The 14,751-nt window shown below is 58.1% G+C and carries 9 protein-coding genes and 1 riboswitch; of the genes, 1 reads left to right on the top strand and 8 read right to left on the bottom strand.

The annotated features are described in order from the left end of the window. Positions 1-80: 80 nt before the first annotated feature. The 5 genes from C7820_RS29935 to C7820_RS29915 all read right to left on the bottom strand — a co-directional run bounded on the left by C7820_RS29935 (position 81) and on the right by C7820_RS29915 (position 9,746). Entirely contained in the window at positions 81-812 is a 732-nt protein-coding gene (locus tag C7820_RS29935) for a sugar phosphate nucleotidyltransferase (RefSeq protein WP_116234151.1), read from the bottom strand. Then, on the bottom strand, positions 809-1,597 hold the full coding sequence (locus tag C7820_RS29930) for a glycosyltransferase family 2 protein (RefSeq protein ID WP_116234150.1): 789 nt from the start codon (positions 1,595-1,597) through the stop codon (positions 809-811). Before C7820_RS29930 ends, C7820_RS29935 begins: the two co-directional genes overlap by 4 nt. Beyond that, the gene (locus C7820_RS29925; protein WP_258875581.1) at positions 1,594-2,709 is read right to left on the bottom strand and encodes a glycosyltransferase; all 1,116 of its coding nucleotides are present in this window, start codon (positions 2,707-2,709) and stop codon (positions 1,594-1,596) included. Before C7820_RS29925 ends, C7820_RS29930 begins: the two co-directional genes overlap by 4 nt. 5 nt (positions 2,710-2,714) lie before the next feature. Further along, positions 2,715-3,497, bottom strand: coding sequence for a glycosyltransferase family 2 protein (locus tag C7820_RS29920; RefSeq protein WP_116234149.1), 783 nt, complete (start codon positions 3,495-3,497; stop codon positions 2,715-2,717). A gap of 303 nt (positions 3,498-3,800) precedes the next feature. Beyond that, positions 3,801-9,746: a WIAG-tail domain gene (locus tag C7820_RS29915; protein WP_116234148.1), complete on the bottom strand. Its 5,946-nt coding sequence runs from the start codon at positions 9,744-9,746 to the stop codon at positions 3,801-3,803. Between the two features lie 366 nt (positions 9,747-10,112). On the opposite strand from C7820_RS29915, the gene C7820_RS29910 reads away from it, so the two are divergent. After that, positions 10,113-11,216, top strand: a complete 1,104-nt coding sequence (locus C7820_RS29910) for a YheC/YheD family endospore coat-associated protein (protein ID WP_258875580.1) — start codon at positions 10,113-10,115, stop codon at positions 11,214-11,216. Positions 11,217-11,339: 123 nt separating this feature from the next. Here the strand turns inward: C7820_RS29910 and C7820_RS29905 are convergent, their stop codons facing one another. The 3 genes from C7820_RS29905 to C7820_RS29895 are packed head-to-tail and all read right to left on the bottom strand — an operon-like array spanning position 11,340 to position 14,363. Next, positions 11,340-12,152, bottom strand: a complete 813-nt coding sequence (locus C7820_RS29905) for an energy-coupling factor transporter transmembrane component T family protein (protein ID WP_116234146.1) — start codon at positions 12,150-12,152, stop codon at positions 11,340-11,342. Further along, on the bottom strand, positions 12,149-13,759 hold the full coding sequence (locus tag C7820_RS29900; protein ID WP_258875579.1) for an ABC transporter ATP-binding protein: 1,611 nt from the start codon (positions 13,757-13,759) through the stop codon (positions 12,149-12,151). The genes C7820_RS29905 and C7820_RS29900 overlap by 4 nt, the downstream gene beginning before the upstream one ends. Then, a complete protein-coding gene (locus C7820_RS29895) occupies positions 13,752-14,363 on the bottom strand; it encodes an ECF transporter S component (RefSeq protein ID WP_116234145.1) in 612 nt (203 codons plus the stop codon). The genes C7820_RS29900 and C7820_RS29895 overlap by 8 nt, the downstream gene beginning before the upstream one ends. Before the next feature lie 79 nt (positions 14,364-14,442). Beyond that, positions 14,443-14,556: riboswitch (TPP riboswitch) on the bottom strand. Positions 14,557-14,751: the final 195 nt, after the last annotated feature.

The raw sequence follows: 14,751 nt of genomic DNA, 5'->3' as shown, positions 1-14,751 counted from the left end.
AAGACGGCGCTTGGACCCCTTGAAACGAAGAGCCCTCTTCCAAGAAGGAATGAAGGCTCTCTTACGGATAGGAGGGCGGCTCATGGGAGAATTCCTTTCATCTTCTTGCCGGCCTCCTGGAGGGATTCAAACGTGCCCGCGTCGCTCCACCATTGCTGAAGGATATCGTATTCCAGCCGCCCGTCTGCGGCATAGACGTTGTTGACGTCGGTAATTTCCAGTTCCCCCCGGTCCGATGGGCGAATCCCGGAAATAATATCGAACACGGCGGTATCGTACATATAAAAGCCTGTGACACAGTATGAGGACTTGGGCTTCGCCGGTTTCTCCTCAATCAGGCTGATGAGTTCGGGATGTGCCCGGTCAAACACCGGAACGCCGTATCTCCGGGCATCCTGTACCTGCTTCAGGAGCACCCGAGCCGTTCCGGCGGGCTGCCGCATAAATTTGTTCACATACGGGCCCAAGTCGTCCAAAAACAGATTGTCTCCAAGCAGAACGACAAATTTTTCATCCTTGACAATAAAGCTTCTTGCCTGGTCCAGCGCTTCGGCGATTCCTCCCGCAGACTCCTGAATCCGGTAGGTCAGCTGTACTCCAAAGTCCTGTCCGCTTCCCAAGAAGTCCGTGTACAGGCCTGCGGACTGTTTACCCATGACAATGAGAATTTCCGTGATGCCTGCCTGGCGCAGTCTGTCGATGCCATAGACGATCATCGGATATTTTCCGACAGGAAGCAAATGCTTGTTGATCAGCCGGGTCAGCGGATACAACCGGGTACCTGTCCCGCCTGCCAAGATGATACCTCTCACTGCACTCCTCCTCCTTCAGATATGCTGCCTGCTTTTTCAATAAACTGGCGGGGATCGATATGCCACTTATCCATAAACAAGCGATGGTTCCGGTCAATCAGCTGTTGAATCTGGTCGGAGGCTGACCGCATGAAGCTGGCGCTGCCCTGATGGTATACAAGCGCGTCCCCGCACACTAGCAAGCGGTAACCGGCCAGCCGGGCCCTGTAGCAGTAATCGTCATCCTCATAATGACCCGGCGAGAATGCTTCGTCCAGGAATCCAATCCTGCTCAGCACATCCCGCTTCATGAGCAGGCACATCCCGATAATCCGGTTGACTTCTACCCAACGGGACGGATCTGACTGATTGTTCCGGGCAGCCACCTGCTGGAATTCCTCGATATTTTGAAAAGCGACCTCCACCTTCTGCCTGCCCGAGGCCGCATTCGTTACAGGACCGACCAGACCGACATCCTCCCTGCTGTGGAGAGCCGCAAGCATATTGGTCAGCCAGTTGGCCGTCACCGTGACATCGTTGTTGAGCAAGAGCAGATCGTCCCCTCCGGCTGCCGCCAGCCCCATATTGCACGCGATTGGAAACCCCCGGTTCTCCGGGAGGGAGATAAAAGGGATCCCTTCCTTGATGCAGTAGTGGTCGGTACCGTCCGTCGAGGCGTTGTCCACAACGATGATTTCATAGGGGGTATCGGTGTATTGGCGGATCGCCCCGACACAGGTCGCCAGCAGCGGCAAGCCGTTATAAGTGGGAATAATGATGCTTGTCATACGCGTGTCCGTACTCATCGTGCATTCCTCCGCAAGGCGACTTCCACGCGGGTGCCTGCCGATGCTGGAGGCATCCAGCCGGCACCGAGCAGCGCATGGAGCGCTTCCGCATGGTCCCCGATGATCAGGTCGGCCACGGCGTTGCCGGCACCCGTGTTGCCCGGGCGTTTCCGGTTCGCGGTGATCACGTCTACCGGCTTCACCAAAGCGAAGTGGTAGCCCTTTGCCAGAGCTAACGCTTGGGCCTTGGGAGGAACCATCAACTGCCCGACGCCAATATCAGCGATCAGACGTCCAGCCAGGGCATGGGGCACGGCCGTGAGGGAATTCGCCCCAAGCTCCTGGTGTCCAAGCACCGTATTCAAAAAGCTCTTGCACCGGGTAACTTCGTCCTGCTGTCCAAACAGCGGCAGATACGGATTCAGATCATTCAGTGCAGCATCCACGCCTTCATCCACCTTATATATAAAAGGGGCCAGCTCCTCGGCAGAGATCGCGACATCCCCGTCCGTAAACAGCACGATGTCCGCCGAAGTCATGGCGGCCCCCACGCTGCGGCCCACGTCATGTCCGAGCCGATCCGGAAAATGGAGCAGGCTGGCGATCCGGTGCTTTCGTGCGACCAGGTAGCTCTGATCCCGGCAGCCATTCAGTACGACAATGACTTCGCGAAGCGGCAGCCGTTCCAACTGCTGAAGCACCTTGCCCAGCGTATCTTCTTCATTGCTGGCACACACGACCGCTGCGGCTGATCCGGCCAGCGGCAGCGGAATGCGGTTATCCTTCCGGCCGCTGCCTTTGGCATAACCGCTGGTGTAGCTTCTGGACAGCCGGAGCATCGCCTGGATATCCGGACGCTTCTTCACATGGGCCGCGCACCAGTCGGCAAACGTCCGCTGAAGCTGCGATTCATGGAGAAGAGTCTCGGCTTCCTCTGAGATGGCGCCAGCCCCGGCGAGAAGCCCTGCCTGATAGGCGGCTTCCAACAAGGGACCTTCCTCCGCCCGGTTCACAGGCATCAACGCCACGCTGCCCCGTACCGCGATGGCCCGGCCGCGCGGCCGGGACCTTTGTCTGCCCCGCTTCCTGCGTACCGGAGCCAGTATGCTTTTTCTTGATCTTTTTCTCATCAGGCTCACCTTCTCACCCGCTTTCGTTCCCGCCCCAGGTCGGTTCGACCGCCTCTTGGACCGGTTTCGGACAAGTACCAATTGACCGCCTGGATATGATCCGTGAGGACGACCTGCTGCAGGGGATCTATCCCGTCCACTTTGGCCCTCCGCCGGTTCAACCGCCCGACCGGCACCTCATGAACCGTTTCGACCCTGAGCCCGGCGACGACCGCTTGTGCCAGGGCGAGGGGAGGGACCGACAGGCATTCCGTTCCGAGCAGATCGATGGCGCGGCGGCTTAGCGCATGCGGCACGGCGGTCAGAGAGGCTCCCTGCAGATCGGGACGGCGCAGCAGCGTGTTCAAGGCATGCTTGGCTTGAACGACCGGATGCGCCTGCCGGAGCCGGACCGGGCCGTTATAACGGTTCAGGGCGACATCTACCCCGCCAAGGACCGCTACTGCGAAGGGCCGGAGCTGCGGGGCCTTGATCGGCATATCTCCGTCCAGGTACAGCATGACTTGGCCCCGGGCCGCTTGCGTGCCTACGCTTCTACCTGCATCATGTCCCAGCGGCTGCTCATACCTTAGCACACGGGCTCCCGCGGACTCGGCCGCCTCTGCCGTCCGGTCGCGGCATCCGTTCGCCACAACGATAACCTCGCAGGAAGGATGCACCCGCAGAGCCTCCCGGACCACGGCGGCAATCGTCTTCTGCTCATTCATCGCAGGGATAATCACCGATACGACAGGGACAGCGTCGGAACGCAGCACCCGCCTTGCCTGCAATTTGGTGTTGAACCGCATCTTAGGCCTTGCCGCCGACTTCGCTGCCTGTCGGTACCTTCGGCGCATGATCCGATAGGACCGCCTGTATGTTATCCGCCTTTTCATCCGCCGCTGCATTCGGCACATCCCTCCCTGTCATGTCGGCTCGTATCTCATCACATCCTATGCCGGCGTTGGTGCAGGGGAAGCGGCTTTTGTGCATGTATTTGGGTCAGGTTCACCGCATTTCCTCCCCTTCTCTTGCCTGGCGGCACAACAAAACAGGCGCGGGGAACGCCCCGCGCCTGTAAATTTCAATCTGTAAGCTTCAATCAGTTAGCTTCAATCATGATCTGTAGTTTCACTAGGTTCGGCATCAACCCGATACGCGCTTCGCTGTCTCATGCTCCGCTGCGTGTATCCCGCGGCTCCTTTCCCCGACGGGGAGGCTGCCCCGATCGCGATCCAGGACAGAAATCCAAAGGTTTCCGGGCCGCCCCGTCTCCGCACCACTTCGATAAAGGCGATATCCTCCCGCTGCGTGTTCAGTACCGCATAGAAATCCGGATGGTTGCACATCGCCACGATCACATAATGGGTGTTCGGATAAGGTTCCTGCAGCGTAACCGGCACTTCCACCTGCACCTGGCCTTCGCCGATCCGGAAGGAAGTGATCCCGTACTGCTGCACGGCCGGCTGTCCCGAGGCGCTCTGTACAGGGGCAAAAGCAAGCTGCTCACTGGTAACCGATTTGGCGGCGATGTGTTTGCTCTGAATCGATCCGTTCTGGAGGTGGTCCGAGTGAACCGCCCCCGGTTGAAGATGCCAATCCTGTATGCTCTTCGCCTGCAGGTGAAGCGGAAGAATCGATTCCGGCTGAATATGGCTGCCGTCCACCGTGTTCGGGGCGATTTTGTCGCCCGTTACGGCCTCATCCTGCAGGGAATCGGTGGTGACGGATTCTGGCGCCAAGTGATGCATCTGGACGCTGGCTGCCTGCAAGTGACCCGATGTAATGGACTCGGGAGCGAGGTGCTCTGAACCGACAATCCCCTCGTTAAGATGATGTTCTTGGATGAGACCCGGCTGAAGGTGCCATTCCTGCACAATGCCGGACTGCAGATGGTGCGGCTGGATCGCTTTCGGCTGGATATGGCCGCTGCCAACTGCGTGGGAGGCAATTTTATCTCCCGTTACGGCTTCGCTCTCGAGCGCATCGTTGGTTACGGAATCCAGTGCCAGGTGGTGCGGCTGGATGCTGCCTGCCTGCAGATGATCCGGGGTGACGGACTCGGGGGCCAGATGACCCGGACCGACCGCTCCTTTGGCAAGGTACTCTCCCTGAATCAGGCCGGGCTGCAGATGGTGCCGCTCGATCGATTTCGGCTGGATGTGGCTGCCGTCAATCGTGTTCAAAGTAATTTTATCTCCCGTTACCGCCCCATCCAGCAGCGAGTCGGTAGTGACGGATTCCGGCGCCAAGTGATGCAGTTTGACGCTGCCCGGCTGCAGATGATCCGACGTAACCGATTCGGGTGCCAGATGATCCGGACCGACAATCCCTTCGTTAAGATGATGTTCTTGGATGAGGCCCGGCTGAAGGTGCCATTCCTGCACAATGCCGGACTGCAGATGGTGCGGCTGGATCGCTTTCGGCTGGATATGGCCGCTGCCGACTGCGTGGGAGGCAATTTTATCTCCCGTTACGGCTTCGCTCTCGAGCGCATCGTTGGTGACGGAATCCAGCGCCAGGTGATGCGGCTGGATGCTGCCCGCCTGCAGATGATCCGACGTAACCGATTCGGGTGCCAGATGATCCGGACCGACCGCTCCTTCGGCAAGGTACTCTCCCTGGATCAGCCCGTGCTGCAGGTGATGCCGCTCGATCGATCCCGGCTGAAGGTGGATTCCGTCAATCGCGTGGGAGGCGATTTTATCTCCTGTGACGGCCTCATTCTCGATCGCGTCGCTGGTGACGGAATCCAGCGCCAGATGATGAGGCTGGATGCTGCCCGCCTGCAGATGATCCGACGCAACCGATCCGGAGATCAGATGACCCGAACCGATACTCTCCTCCGCAATGTGCTGGCCTTGGATTAGCCCTGGCTGAAGGTGCCTTTCCTGTAAAATGCTTGACTGCAGATGGTGCGGCTGGATCGCTTTCGACTGAATATGGCCGCTGCCGACCGCAAAGGAGGCAATTTTGTCTCCCGTAACGGCCTCGTTTTCCAGCGCTTCATTAGTAATGGCCTCCGGCCCCAGGTGTTGCGGCTGAATGCTGCCCGGCTGCAGATGATCCGAGGTAACGGATTCGTGAGCCAGCTGATCCGGACCAACGACCCCTTCGGCTAGATGCTGGCCTTTAATAATGCCTGGCTGCAAATGCCAATCCTGAATGCTCTCGGCCTGGAGATGAAGCGGGAGGATCGATTCCGGCTGAATGTGGACACTACCTATCGCACCGGTGGCCAATTTTGCCGAGCTTACCGCCCCATCCTTCAGTGCATGCTCTTGAACAGCTCCTGCGGCCAGGTGCTCCGACGCAACGGCACCTGCCTGGATGTGGCTGCTTCCCACCGACATATCCGCCAGTTTGTCGCCCGTGACCGCACCGGGATGCAGCGCTTCGGCATGCACCGAACCTGTCGCCAGATGCTGCATGCCGACACTGCCTGCCTGCAGCTGTTCCTCTCCGACCGATTCGGGGGCTAAATGTCTGAAATCAACAGCACCTGGGGAAATATGCTGCTTTTGCACGCTCTTTTCCTGAAGCTGAGCTGAGCCGATCGATTTCGCTTGGATATGGCGGGTTGCAATCGAATCCGGCGCAACCTTCTCTCCGGTTACCGATTCGTCCTGCAGGGAATCCTCAGATACCGAATCAGGGGCCAAATGGCCGAACTGTATGCTGCCGGACGCCAGATGGGCGGCAGTGACGGTTGCCGGCGCCAGCTGCTTGGATCCTACAGCTTCTTCGCCCAGATGGACATTGCGGATGATGCCCTCCTTCAGATGTTCGAAACCGATGGAGGCCGGTTTCAGATGTTCGCTGCCAACGGATTCAGGAGCCAGCTTGGAGTCACCCACCGCACCATCCTGCAGCGCCTCCGGGTATACAGCACCTTCAGCCAAATGCTGGGCCTTGATGCTGCCGGACTGAAGCTGCTCTTCTCCAACGGAATCTGGAGAAAGATGCCGGAAGGCAACCGATCCCGGAGCAAGATGACGCTGCTGTACGCTTTTTTCATGCAAATGGATGGAGCGGACTGCATCTTGTTTGATATTGACGCTGCCGACAGATTCCGGTCCGAGCTTCGATGAGGTTACAGCCCCATCTTTAATGGCTTCCGTATTCACCGATACTTGGCTCAGATGGCGTTCCTGGATCAATCCGGACTGCAGATGTTCTGCGCCCACCGAACCGGGTGTGAGGTGGCGCTCGCCGATAATCCCCTCAGTCAAATGCCTTTCCTCAACGGCAAGGTCTTGCAGATGGTCGCCGGAAACGGCGCCGGCCTGAAGCTGACTGCCTCCCACCGAATCGGCCGCAAGATGGCGCTCGCCAATGATATGGTCGGCCAGATGCTTCTCTTCCACCACTCGGTTCTGCAGATGCACACCGGAGACGGAACCGTCCTGAAGCTGGTTCCCTCCGACCGAGCCGAACGCAAGGTGACGCTCACTGACGATATGGTCGGAGAGGTGTTTCTCTTCCACGGCTTGGTTCTGCAAGTGGGTACTGGATACGGACTCCACCTGAAGCTGTTTTCCTCCGACCGAGCCGGCTGTGAGATGGCGTTCACTGACGATGCCCTCTGCCAGATGCTTCTCTCCCACTGCTTGATTCTGCAGGTGGACACTGGATACAGACTCCGCTTGAAGCTGTTTTCCTCCGACCGAGCCGGCTGTGAGATGGCGTTCGCTGACGATGCCTTCCGCCAGATGCTTCTCTTCCACCGCTTGATTCTCCAGGTGGACACTGGATACAGACTGGGCCTGAAGCTGCGTCCCGCCGACTGAGCCGGCCGTGAGGTGGCGTTCACTGACGATGCCTTCCGCCAGATGCTTCTCTTCCACCGCCTGTTTCTGCAGGTGTACGCCCGAAACGGAACCGACCTGAAGCTGTATTCCGCCGACCGATTCTTCGGCCATGTGCCGCTGGGTTATCGCACCCAGGTTGATCGAGCGGGAAGTGACGGCATTGTCAGCCAGATGCTCACTGCTTACGGAGGCCGCAGCAAGCTTGGGGCCGCTCACGCTTCCGTCCGCCAGTTTGCCTGACGTCACTGCCAGGTCCTGGATTTTGTCGGTCGCAACGCTTTCTGGAGAAAGCTTCGGAGAGGTCACCGCATGATCCGATAAGTGGGCCGGATAAATAATACCTTGATTGAGATGTGCGGTTTGAATGCTGCCGGAAGCAAGCTTCTCAGAGGTTACCGCTTCGTTCTTAATAATGGAGTTATGCACAATGCCGGGTGTCAAATGCTCGGCATTTACCGACCCTTGAGCAATATGCTGGGATGTGACGGCCTGGTCCTGGATGGCGGATGACCGCACGCTTTTGTCGGCCAAGTGGCGGTCCTGGATCGAAGCCTGGCGGATATGTTCCCCGCCGACCCCACCTTCGCTGATATTGCGGCCGCCCACCGCGCCGTCAGCCAAAATTCCACTCGTCACGCTGCCACCGGCGAGCTTATCAAAGGTGACGGATTTATTCTGAAGATGACGGGAACCTACCGCACTGTCGGAGATATGCTGTTCGACAATAGCGCTTCGGGTGATGTGCCCCGAGCTGATGGACCCGTGTCTGACATGAGAACCCTCCACGACGTTGGCTGCGATATGGCTGCCATTAATCGCGCCCTGCTGAATGTGGGAGGTCTGGATCGAATTCGGCGCGATTTGCCCCTTCTGAACGGATCCCTGTGCCAGATGGCGGGTCTGAACCGCCTCATCGGCAATCTTCTGGGGCAGGATGCTCTGGTCGGCGATTTTGGAGGAGGTGACGGTCTGCTCGACGATATGAACCGTCCCGACCGACTGCTCCGCCAATTTGGTCGCCCCGACGCTGTGATCGGCCAAATGCGCCGTAGTGATTTCACCCGGAGCGATATGCTTGCCGCGGATGGTTGCATCCGCCAAGTGAGCGGACGTCACTGCAAAGGGTGCCAAAATCGGTGTGGTTACAGCTCCGTCCTGAAGATGACGGGTCCCGACCGCGTTTTCGGCAATATGCTCGCTCGACACGCCTCCCCCGGCGATTTGCTTACCGCCGACGGAACCGTCCTGCAGCACTTCCCCTCCCAGCGAGCCTTCCCGTAAATGAACGCTTTCGATGGAGCGCTCCTTCAGCTTGTCGCCCGTAATTTCGCCAGCCCGGATCTTGGAGCCGGTAACCGCGCCTTCGGCCAATTTCGAGGTGTCGATCACTTCATTCGTCAGATGCATGGTCTGAATGCTGGACCCCGCGATTTTGCTTGACGTCACGGCTTGGTCCTGCAGCAAATCGGTGGTCACCAGCAGATTGCTCAAGTGACGCGACGAAATGGAGCCGTCGGCAATTTTCGCGGAGTCGATCACCTGGTCGCCCAGCTTGGCGGACGTGATGCTGCCATCGCGGATTTTTTCGCCGCTGATGGAGCGGTCGCGGATTTTGCTGCCGCTGACCGCGCCGTCAATCAGATGCTCCTCCATAATGGATTCGGCGGCAATTTTGGAAGCGACCACGGAACCGTCGGCGAGATGAATATGGGTTACGGCGTAATCGGCAATCGCCTCGCTGCCAACCGAGCCGGGCTGGAGTCTGGCGGAGTCAATGGCACGCAGCGCAATCTTGGAAGTCGTCACCGAGCTGTCGCTCAGATCGTCCGTATAAATGATCGGTTCCGGCGATTGCGGCATCCTTTTTTCTTCAATAATCTCTTCCAGCACCTCACGGTCCAGTACCGGTGCCACTTCCTCAGGTATCTCTTCCTCGACAACCTCTTCCTCCTCAGGCACTTCTTCTGCCTCAGGCAGGATTTCCACCGTTTCCACCGTTTCCACGGTTTCAGGCTCTTGCTCCTGCTCGGATCCTTCCAACGCCGGTTCGGGCGCAGCCTCTTCCGTTATGATGGCATCTTCAAGAACTACGGATCGGATTTGCGCATGCGAATCCGGTTGGGTTATCTTTGGCGTTGTTACTTTGCTTTTAGGGATCAATTCCAGTTCCTGCATATCAGGATTATCGACAAAATAGAGGTTCTTGTTCGGTTGTTTAACCGTCCGGCTTTTATTCTTCTTCTTCAAAAGACCTCGCTCCTTCCTGACCGGATGCATCTTGGGCATCATATGCGAACAAATAGGCCGATGTCACTGACTTGGCGGTTTTTGCACGATTTTGGCCTAGAGAAACGGACCGGCTTGCCCGGCGAAACCGTTCCTGTGGACAGTTTGGCTGGATTTGCCGACGTGAAAACGGTGAAATTTAGGAGAGCTGGAGGGGATATATCCTCAACCGCTCAGGGTACCAGCCACGATAATAAGCTCCGAGCGGTTCGTCCGGCGGTTTATGCGAAAATAGGCAGTGCCTCACGGACAAAGACCCTTGCTTATAGCAATCTATGGCATAGGATATATAAACGTGGAACGACTGAATGCCAGGGAGGGATGAACGTGTGGATTTCTGATGTAGGAATTCTGCTGAATGCGGCGGTGCACCGGGGAATTCCCGGCGGAAAGACGGGAGCGGAATCCCTCGCCAATTTTGATGAGGCGGCCCGGATGTTCGGCTTGAACGCGTGCTATATGAGACTGCAGGATATCGACATCGATCACCATGAATGTACCGCATTTGTGCTGAGAGGCGGGAAATACGTTCAAACCAGACTACCGCTGCCGAAAGTCATTCATAACCGGGCGATCTACTTTGACGCACGATCAAAAAATAGAATAGAGCGGCTTTTGAACGAAGGCTACATTATTTTTAACGGCTACAACCGGTACGGGAAGGACGAAATTCATCACCTGCTTGCCGCTGACCCGCTGCTGGCACAGCATCTTCCCTATACGACTGCCGCCGCACCTTCCTCTATCCAGGATATGATGCGGCGGTATCGAGATCTCATATTAAAACCCTGCACAGGCAGCGTCGGCAGGGGAATCATGCGGCTCCATGCCAGCGGTCCTTACTGGTATTTAACATACGCCAGAACCGGCAGAACTAGAGGATGGACGACGGTCCGGCTCCACAACCATCGGCTTCCGGGCATCCTGCTCCGCCGGATTTCCCAGGTGCCCTTTCTCGTACAGGAACGGATCGCGCTGGCCGAATATAAGCAGCGGCCTTACGACCTCCGCGTGTCCATACAGCGGGGGATCAACGGCAGCTGGAGTCTGACGGGAATGTATGCCAAAGTCGCTGCGTCCCGGATGTTTGTCTCCAATGTGGCCCAAGGCGGCAAGGCCTTTCCGGCCGAACCGATCCTGGCCAAAAGCCTTCCCGGAATGCCGGTGAACAGCGTTGTGGACAGCGTGCAGCATCTCGCCTTCCGGGTCGTCCGGCAGCTGGAGCAGCACCTGCCCTTTATAGCAGATCTTGGACTTGATATCGGTGTCACCGCCAGCGGCAAGCCGTATTTTATCGAATGCAACGGACGGGACCAACGGTATGGATTTCAAAAAGCCGGGATGCATCAGCAATGGAAAAATACCTATCGCGAGCCGATGGCCTATGCCCGGTATCTGGTGAACCGGCAGCATGCCAGCGCGGCATTATAACCTTATACCGGCCGCTGCCATCTCACATTCAAATACCTGATAGAAAGCAAGAGACCGGAAAGTCCGCCCATGCGGCTTTCCGGCTCTGTGTTTTAACACATCGGCTAATAGCTATCATACGGCTTAACCTTGTCCATGGTACCTGACATCTTCGATGCCGAACCAGGGAAGGGCAGCGGCCGCATAGTACGCAGCCGCTAGGGCAATGACGAACATGAGAACCGCCAGCCCGTCATACCTGCTGAAAGCCGACGGATAATAGTACGTTCTGCGCCCCGACCCGCTGAACTGCTTCGCTTCCATCGCCACGGCAACGCGGTGCGCCCGGCGGATGCTCTGCGACAGCAGCGGCACCGCATACAGTCGGACATGCTCAAGGAGGCCACTTGGCCCCCGGCCTGTCCGCACGCCGCGAATCCGCAGCGCCTGCCTGCGGATGAGAAACTCCTCCCATACGATGGACAGCAGCCGGATCGACGCCATGAAGCTGTATGCGAATTTGGGGGGAAGGCGAAAATTTTGCATCAGCGAATAGAACAGCTTGACGGACGGCGTGGTCATGACGAAGAGCAGTCCTTCTGCCGCAAAGGCAATCGCCCGGAATCCCAGGTGCAGCCCGCGGTAGAAGCTTTCCTCGGATACGCGGAACAGCCCCCACTGCCACCAGACGTGATCCCCTTTCCCGAATAGGATCATCGTCAGGGATGAAGAGACGAATACGAGGCAGAAGGAGAGAACGAGCAGCGCCACCTTCCATGCCGGATAACCGCTGAGCAGAAACAGGAGGGCGATGTAGACCGCTGCCTGATAGACGGCAAAATCAATGCTTCGCGTCTGAATCGTAACGATAAACAACATGATCAGCACAGCGAGCTTCAGCGAGGGATTCGCCCGGTGCAGCCAGGTATGACGGCTCGGAGTCAAAAACCGGTTCATCCGCTCACCTCCCCCTGCGCATCCGAAGCTGCGCCTTCTCCCTCAAGCCTCCGCCTCCCGGGCTTTATGGCCGTCAAACTTCCGCCGCGGATTTCCCATACCTGGGTAGCGGCCAGCGCAGCGATTTCCCGCTCATGCGTCACCATAATGATCGCCGTGCCGCTGCGGCGAAGCGCTTCGCAGTATTCCAGGATGGCAAAGGCGTTGCGGGCATCCTGCCCGAACGTCGGTTCATCCAGCAGCAGCACCGCCTGACGGCGCACCGCCGCGGTGGCAACGCTCAGCCTGCGTTTCTGTCCGGTCGAGAGCTGATACGGATGCCGGTTCTCCAAGCCGTTCAAATGAAACGTCTTAAGGCAGTCTTCGGCTCTACGCTCCACCTCAGCCCGCGACATGCCGCCCTGCATGTGAAGGGAAAAGGCCGTCTCCTCCAGTACTGTCTGGGCCACAAACTGAAACTCCGGGTTCTGAAACACGAACCCGATCCGGTCCGAAGGGCAGGTCCGCTTCCTGCCCCTTCCCTGCAGCAGCCTGCCTTCCAGCGCGTAGCTGCCGGCTGTCGGAAGAAGCTGCATCAGGCTCAGCAGCAAGGAGCTTTTCCCCGCCCCGTTAGGACCGACAACGGCGACAAAATCGCCGGCATATACCTCCGCCTCTTCCACCATGATTGCCGGCGCATCTCCGCGAAGGCCGACAAAACCACGCAAGGAGAGGACCGGCGCCGCCAAGTCCGCACCTTGCTGCAGGGATTGCGCCAGGCCGCTGTTCCATGTATCCCGGTGACGGATGTAATCCTCCCAAACGCCGGGATACCAAATGCCATTTTCCTGAAGGGTTCGGCGATACGCCGTGAAGATTTCCGCCGGCTTGCCGTCGGCCAGAATGCTTCCGTCCGGCGCGAACAGAACGATCCGGTCGACCCAGTTCACGATTTCTTCGATCCGGTGCTCGACGATCAGCACGGTCCGTCCGGCCGATACGCCGCGAACCGCCTCCCAAATTTGCTGTCTTCCCTCGGGATCCAGCAGCGCCGAGGGTTCATCCAGCAGGAGCACTTCCGGTTCCAGCAGAAGGACCGAAGCGAGCGCGAGCCGCTGCTTCATCCCCAGGGACAGCCGTTCAATCGGAGTGTGCAGCTCTTCAAGGTCCAGGCCGACCCGTCCGAGCGCCTCCCGCATCCGAGGGACCATATCCTCCCTGGCTACTTGGCGGTTCTCCAGCACAAACGCCAGCTCCTCATCGACATACGGCATGCAGAACTGGGTATCCGGGTCCTGAAATACATACCCGCACGAGCGGGGCTTCCGGATGTCCGCATATTTGAGCGGAACGTCGATGACCGCCGGAATCAACCCGCCGAGCACCTGCAGCAGCGTCGATTTCCCGCATCCGCTTGGACCGAGCAGAAGCACCTTTTCCCCAGCCGGCACAGACAGGGAAACATCCTTGAACACGAACGCCTTCTCACCCGGAAACTTCAGGCGCAGGTCTGTTACCGAAACGGCAATTTGCCCGCTCCCTTGATCCGCCCTTTGATCCGCTCCTTGACCCGTCTCATGCACCGCCGAATGCTGCATCGTCGCGACACCCCGGTTAGCCTCAGTCATGATCGAGCGCTTCATAATCCTTGGCTGTCACTGGCCGGAGCAGCTGGGTTACTCCGGTTGCTTCCAGCGCTTTGGTCAGGGCATACGCCAGGTACCCTGCCAGCACCGCCGAGCTGATTAACCGCATCACGTACTTGAACACGATCATCCATGTCGTATAGTCCGTGACGTAGCCGTAGTACACATCCACCAGGAATGATCCCAATCCCGAAGCCATACCGGCCAGCGCCGCTACCCCCATGGAGAATTTGCGGTAACGGAACAGGGCGAAGATCAGCTCCGCGGCAAGACCTTGCGCCACGCCGTAAATCGCCAGCTGAAGGCCCCATTCACTGCCGAACAGAATTTCTACGTGAGCCGCGGCAACCTCGGCGAGGAGGGCTACGCCGGGCTTGCGGATCAGCAGCGCGGCAAGCGTCGAAGCGAGGAACCACATGCCGTACATCAGCTCATCCGCTTGGAAAAACAGCGGCTTGAACAAGTCGTTCACCGAACCCCAAAAATGGTACACCACCCCGATCACGAGGGATAGCAGAATCGTCACGAGCAGGTCGCTGAGCTTCAGCCCCTTCGGCCGATCCATCTGCATCGTACTGCTGTTCATTTGACAACATCCTTTCTTTTTCCAAAATTGGGCAATAAAAAAACCCCCTGGATAAGCGAGGGAGATCGTCAAATAAGCCCATAAAAGGACTTGAATTCTCTACGCTGGCATTATCCAGATCAGATTCCCGGTCAGCAGCGGTTCATTAGCTGCACTCTCAGCCCGATTCGCTCGAGCTCCCGTATTCCCATATGTACACAGATGAACGCAAGGCGCGGCATCGCCGCCTCCTGGTTCCGGAGCCATCGCTGTCCAAAGCGATGAGATGCTTGGGTTCAATTCCGTGTAACAGGCACCTCGCCGCGATGAGTCGGCATCGGGCCCGTATTGATTCCAAAATACATGATCCTTGAAGGATTGGCAATACCATTTTTCTCAGAGGCGGTTT

The sequence above is a fragment of the Paenibacillus sp. VMFN-D1 genome (assembly GCF_003386155.1).
GTDB classification, from domain to species: Bacteria; Bacillota; Bacilli; order Paenibacillales; family Paenibacillaceae; genus Paenibacillus_AQ; species Paenibacillus_AQ favisporus.
The sequence above is the reverse complement of the archived record's forward strand: the minus strand, read 5'-3'. Positions and strand labels throughout refer to the sequence as shown.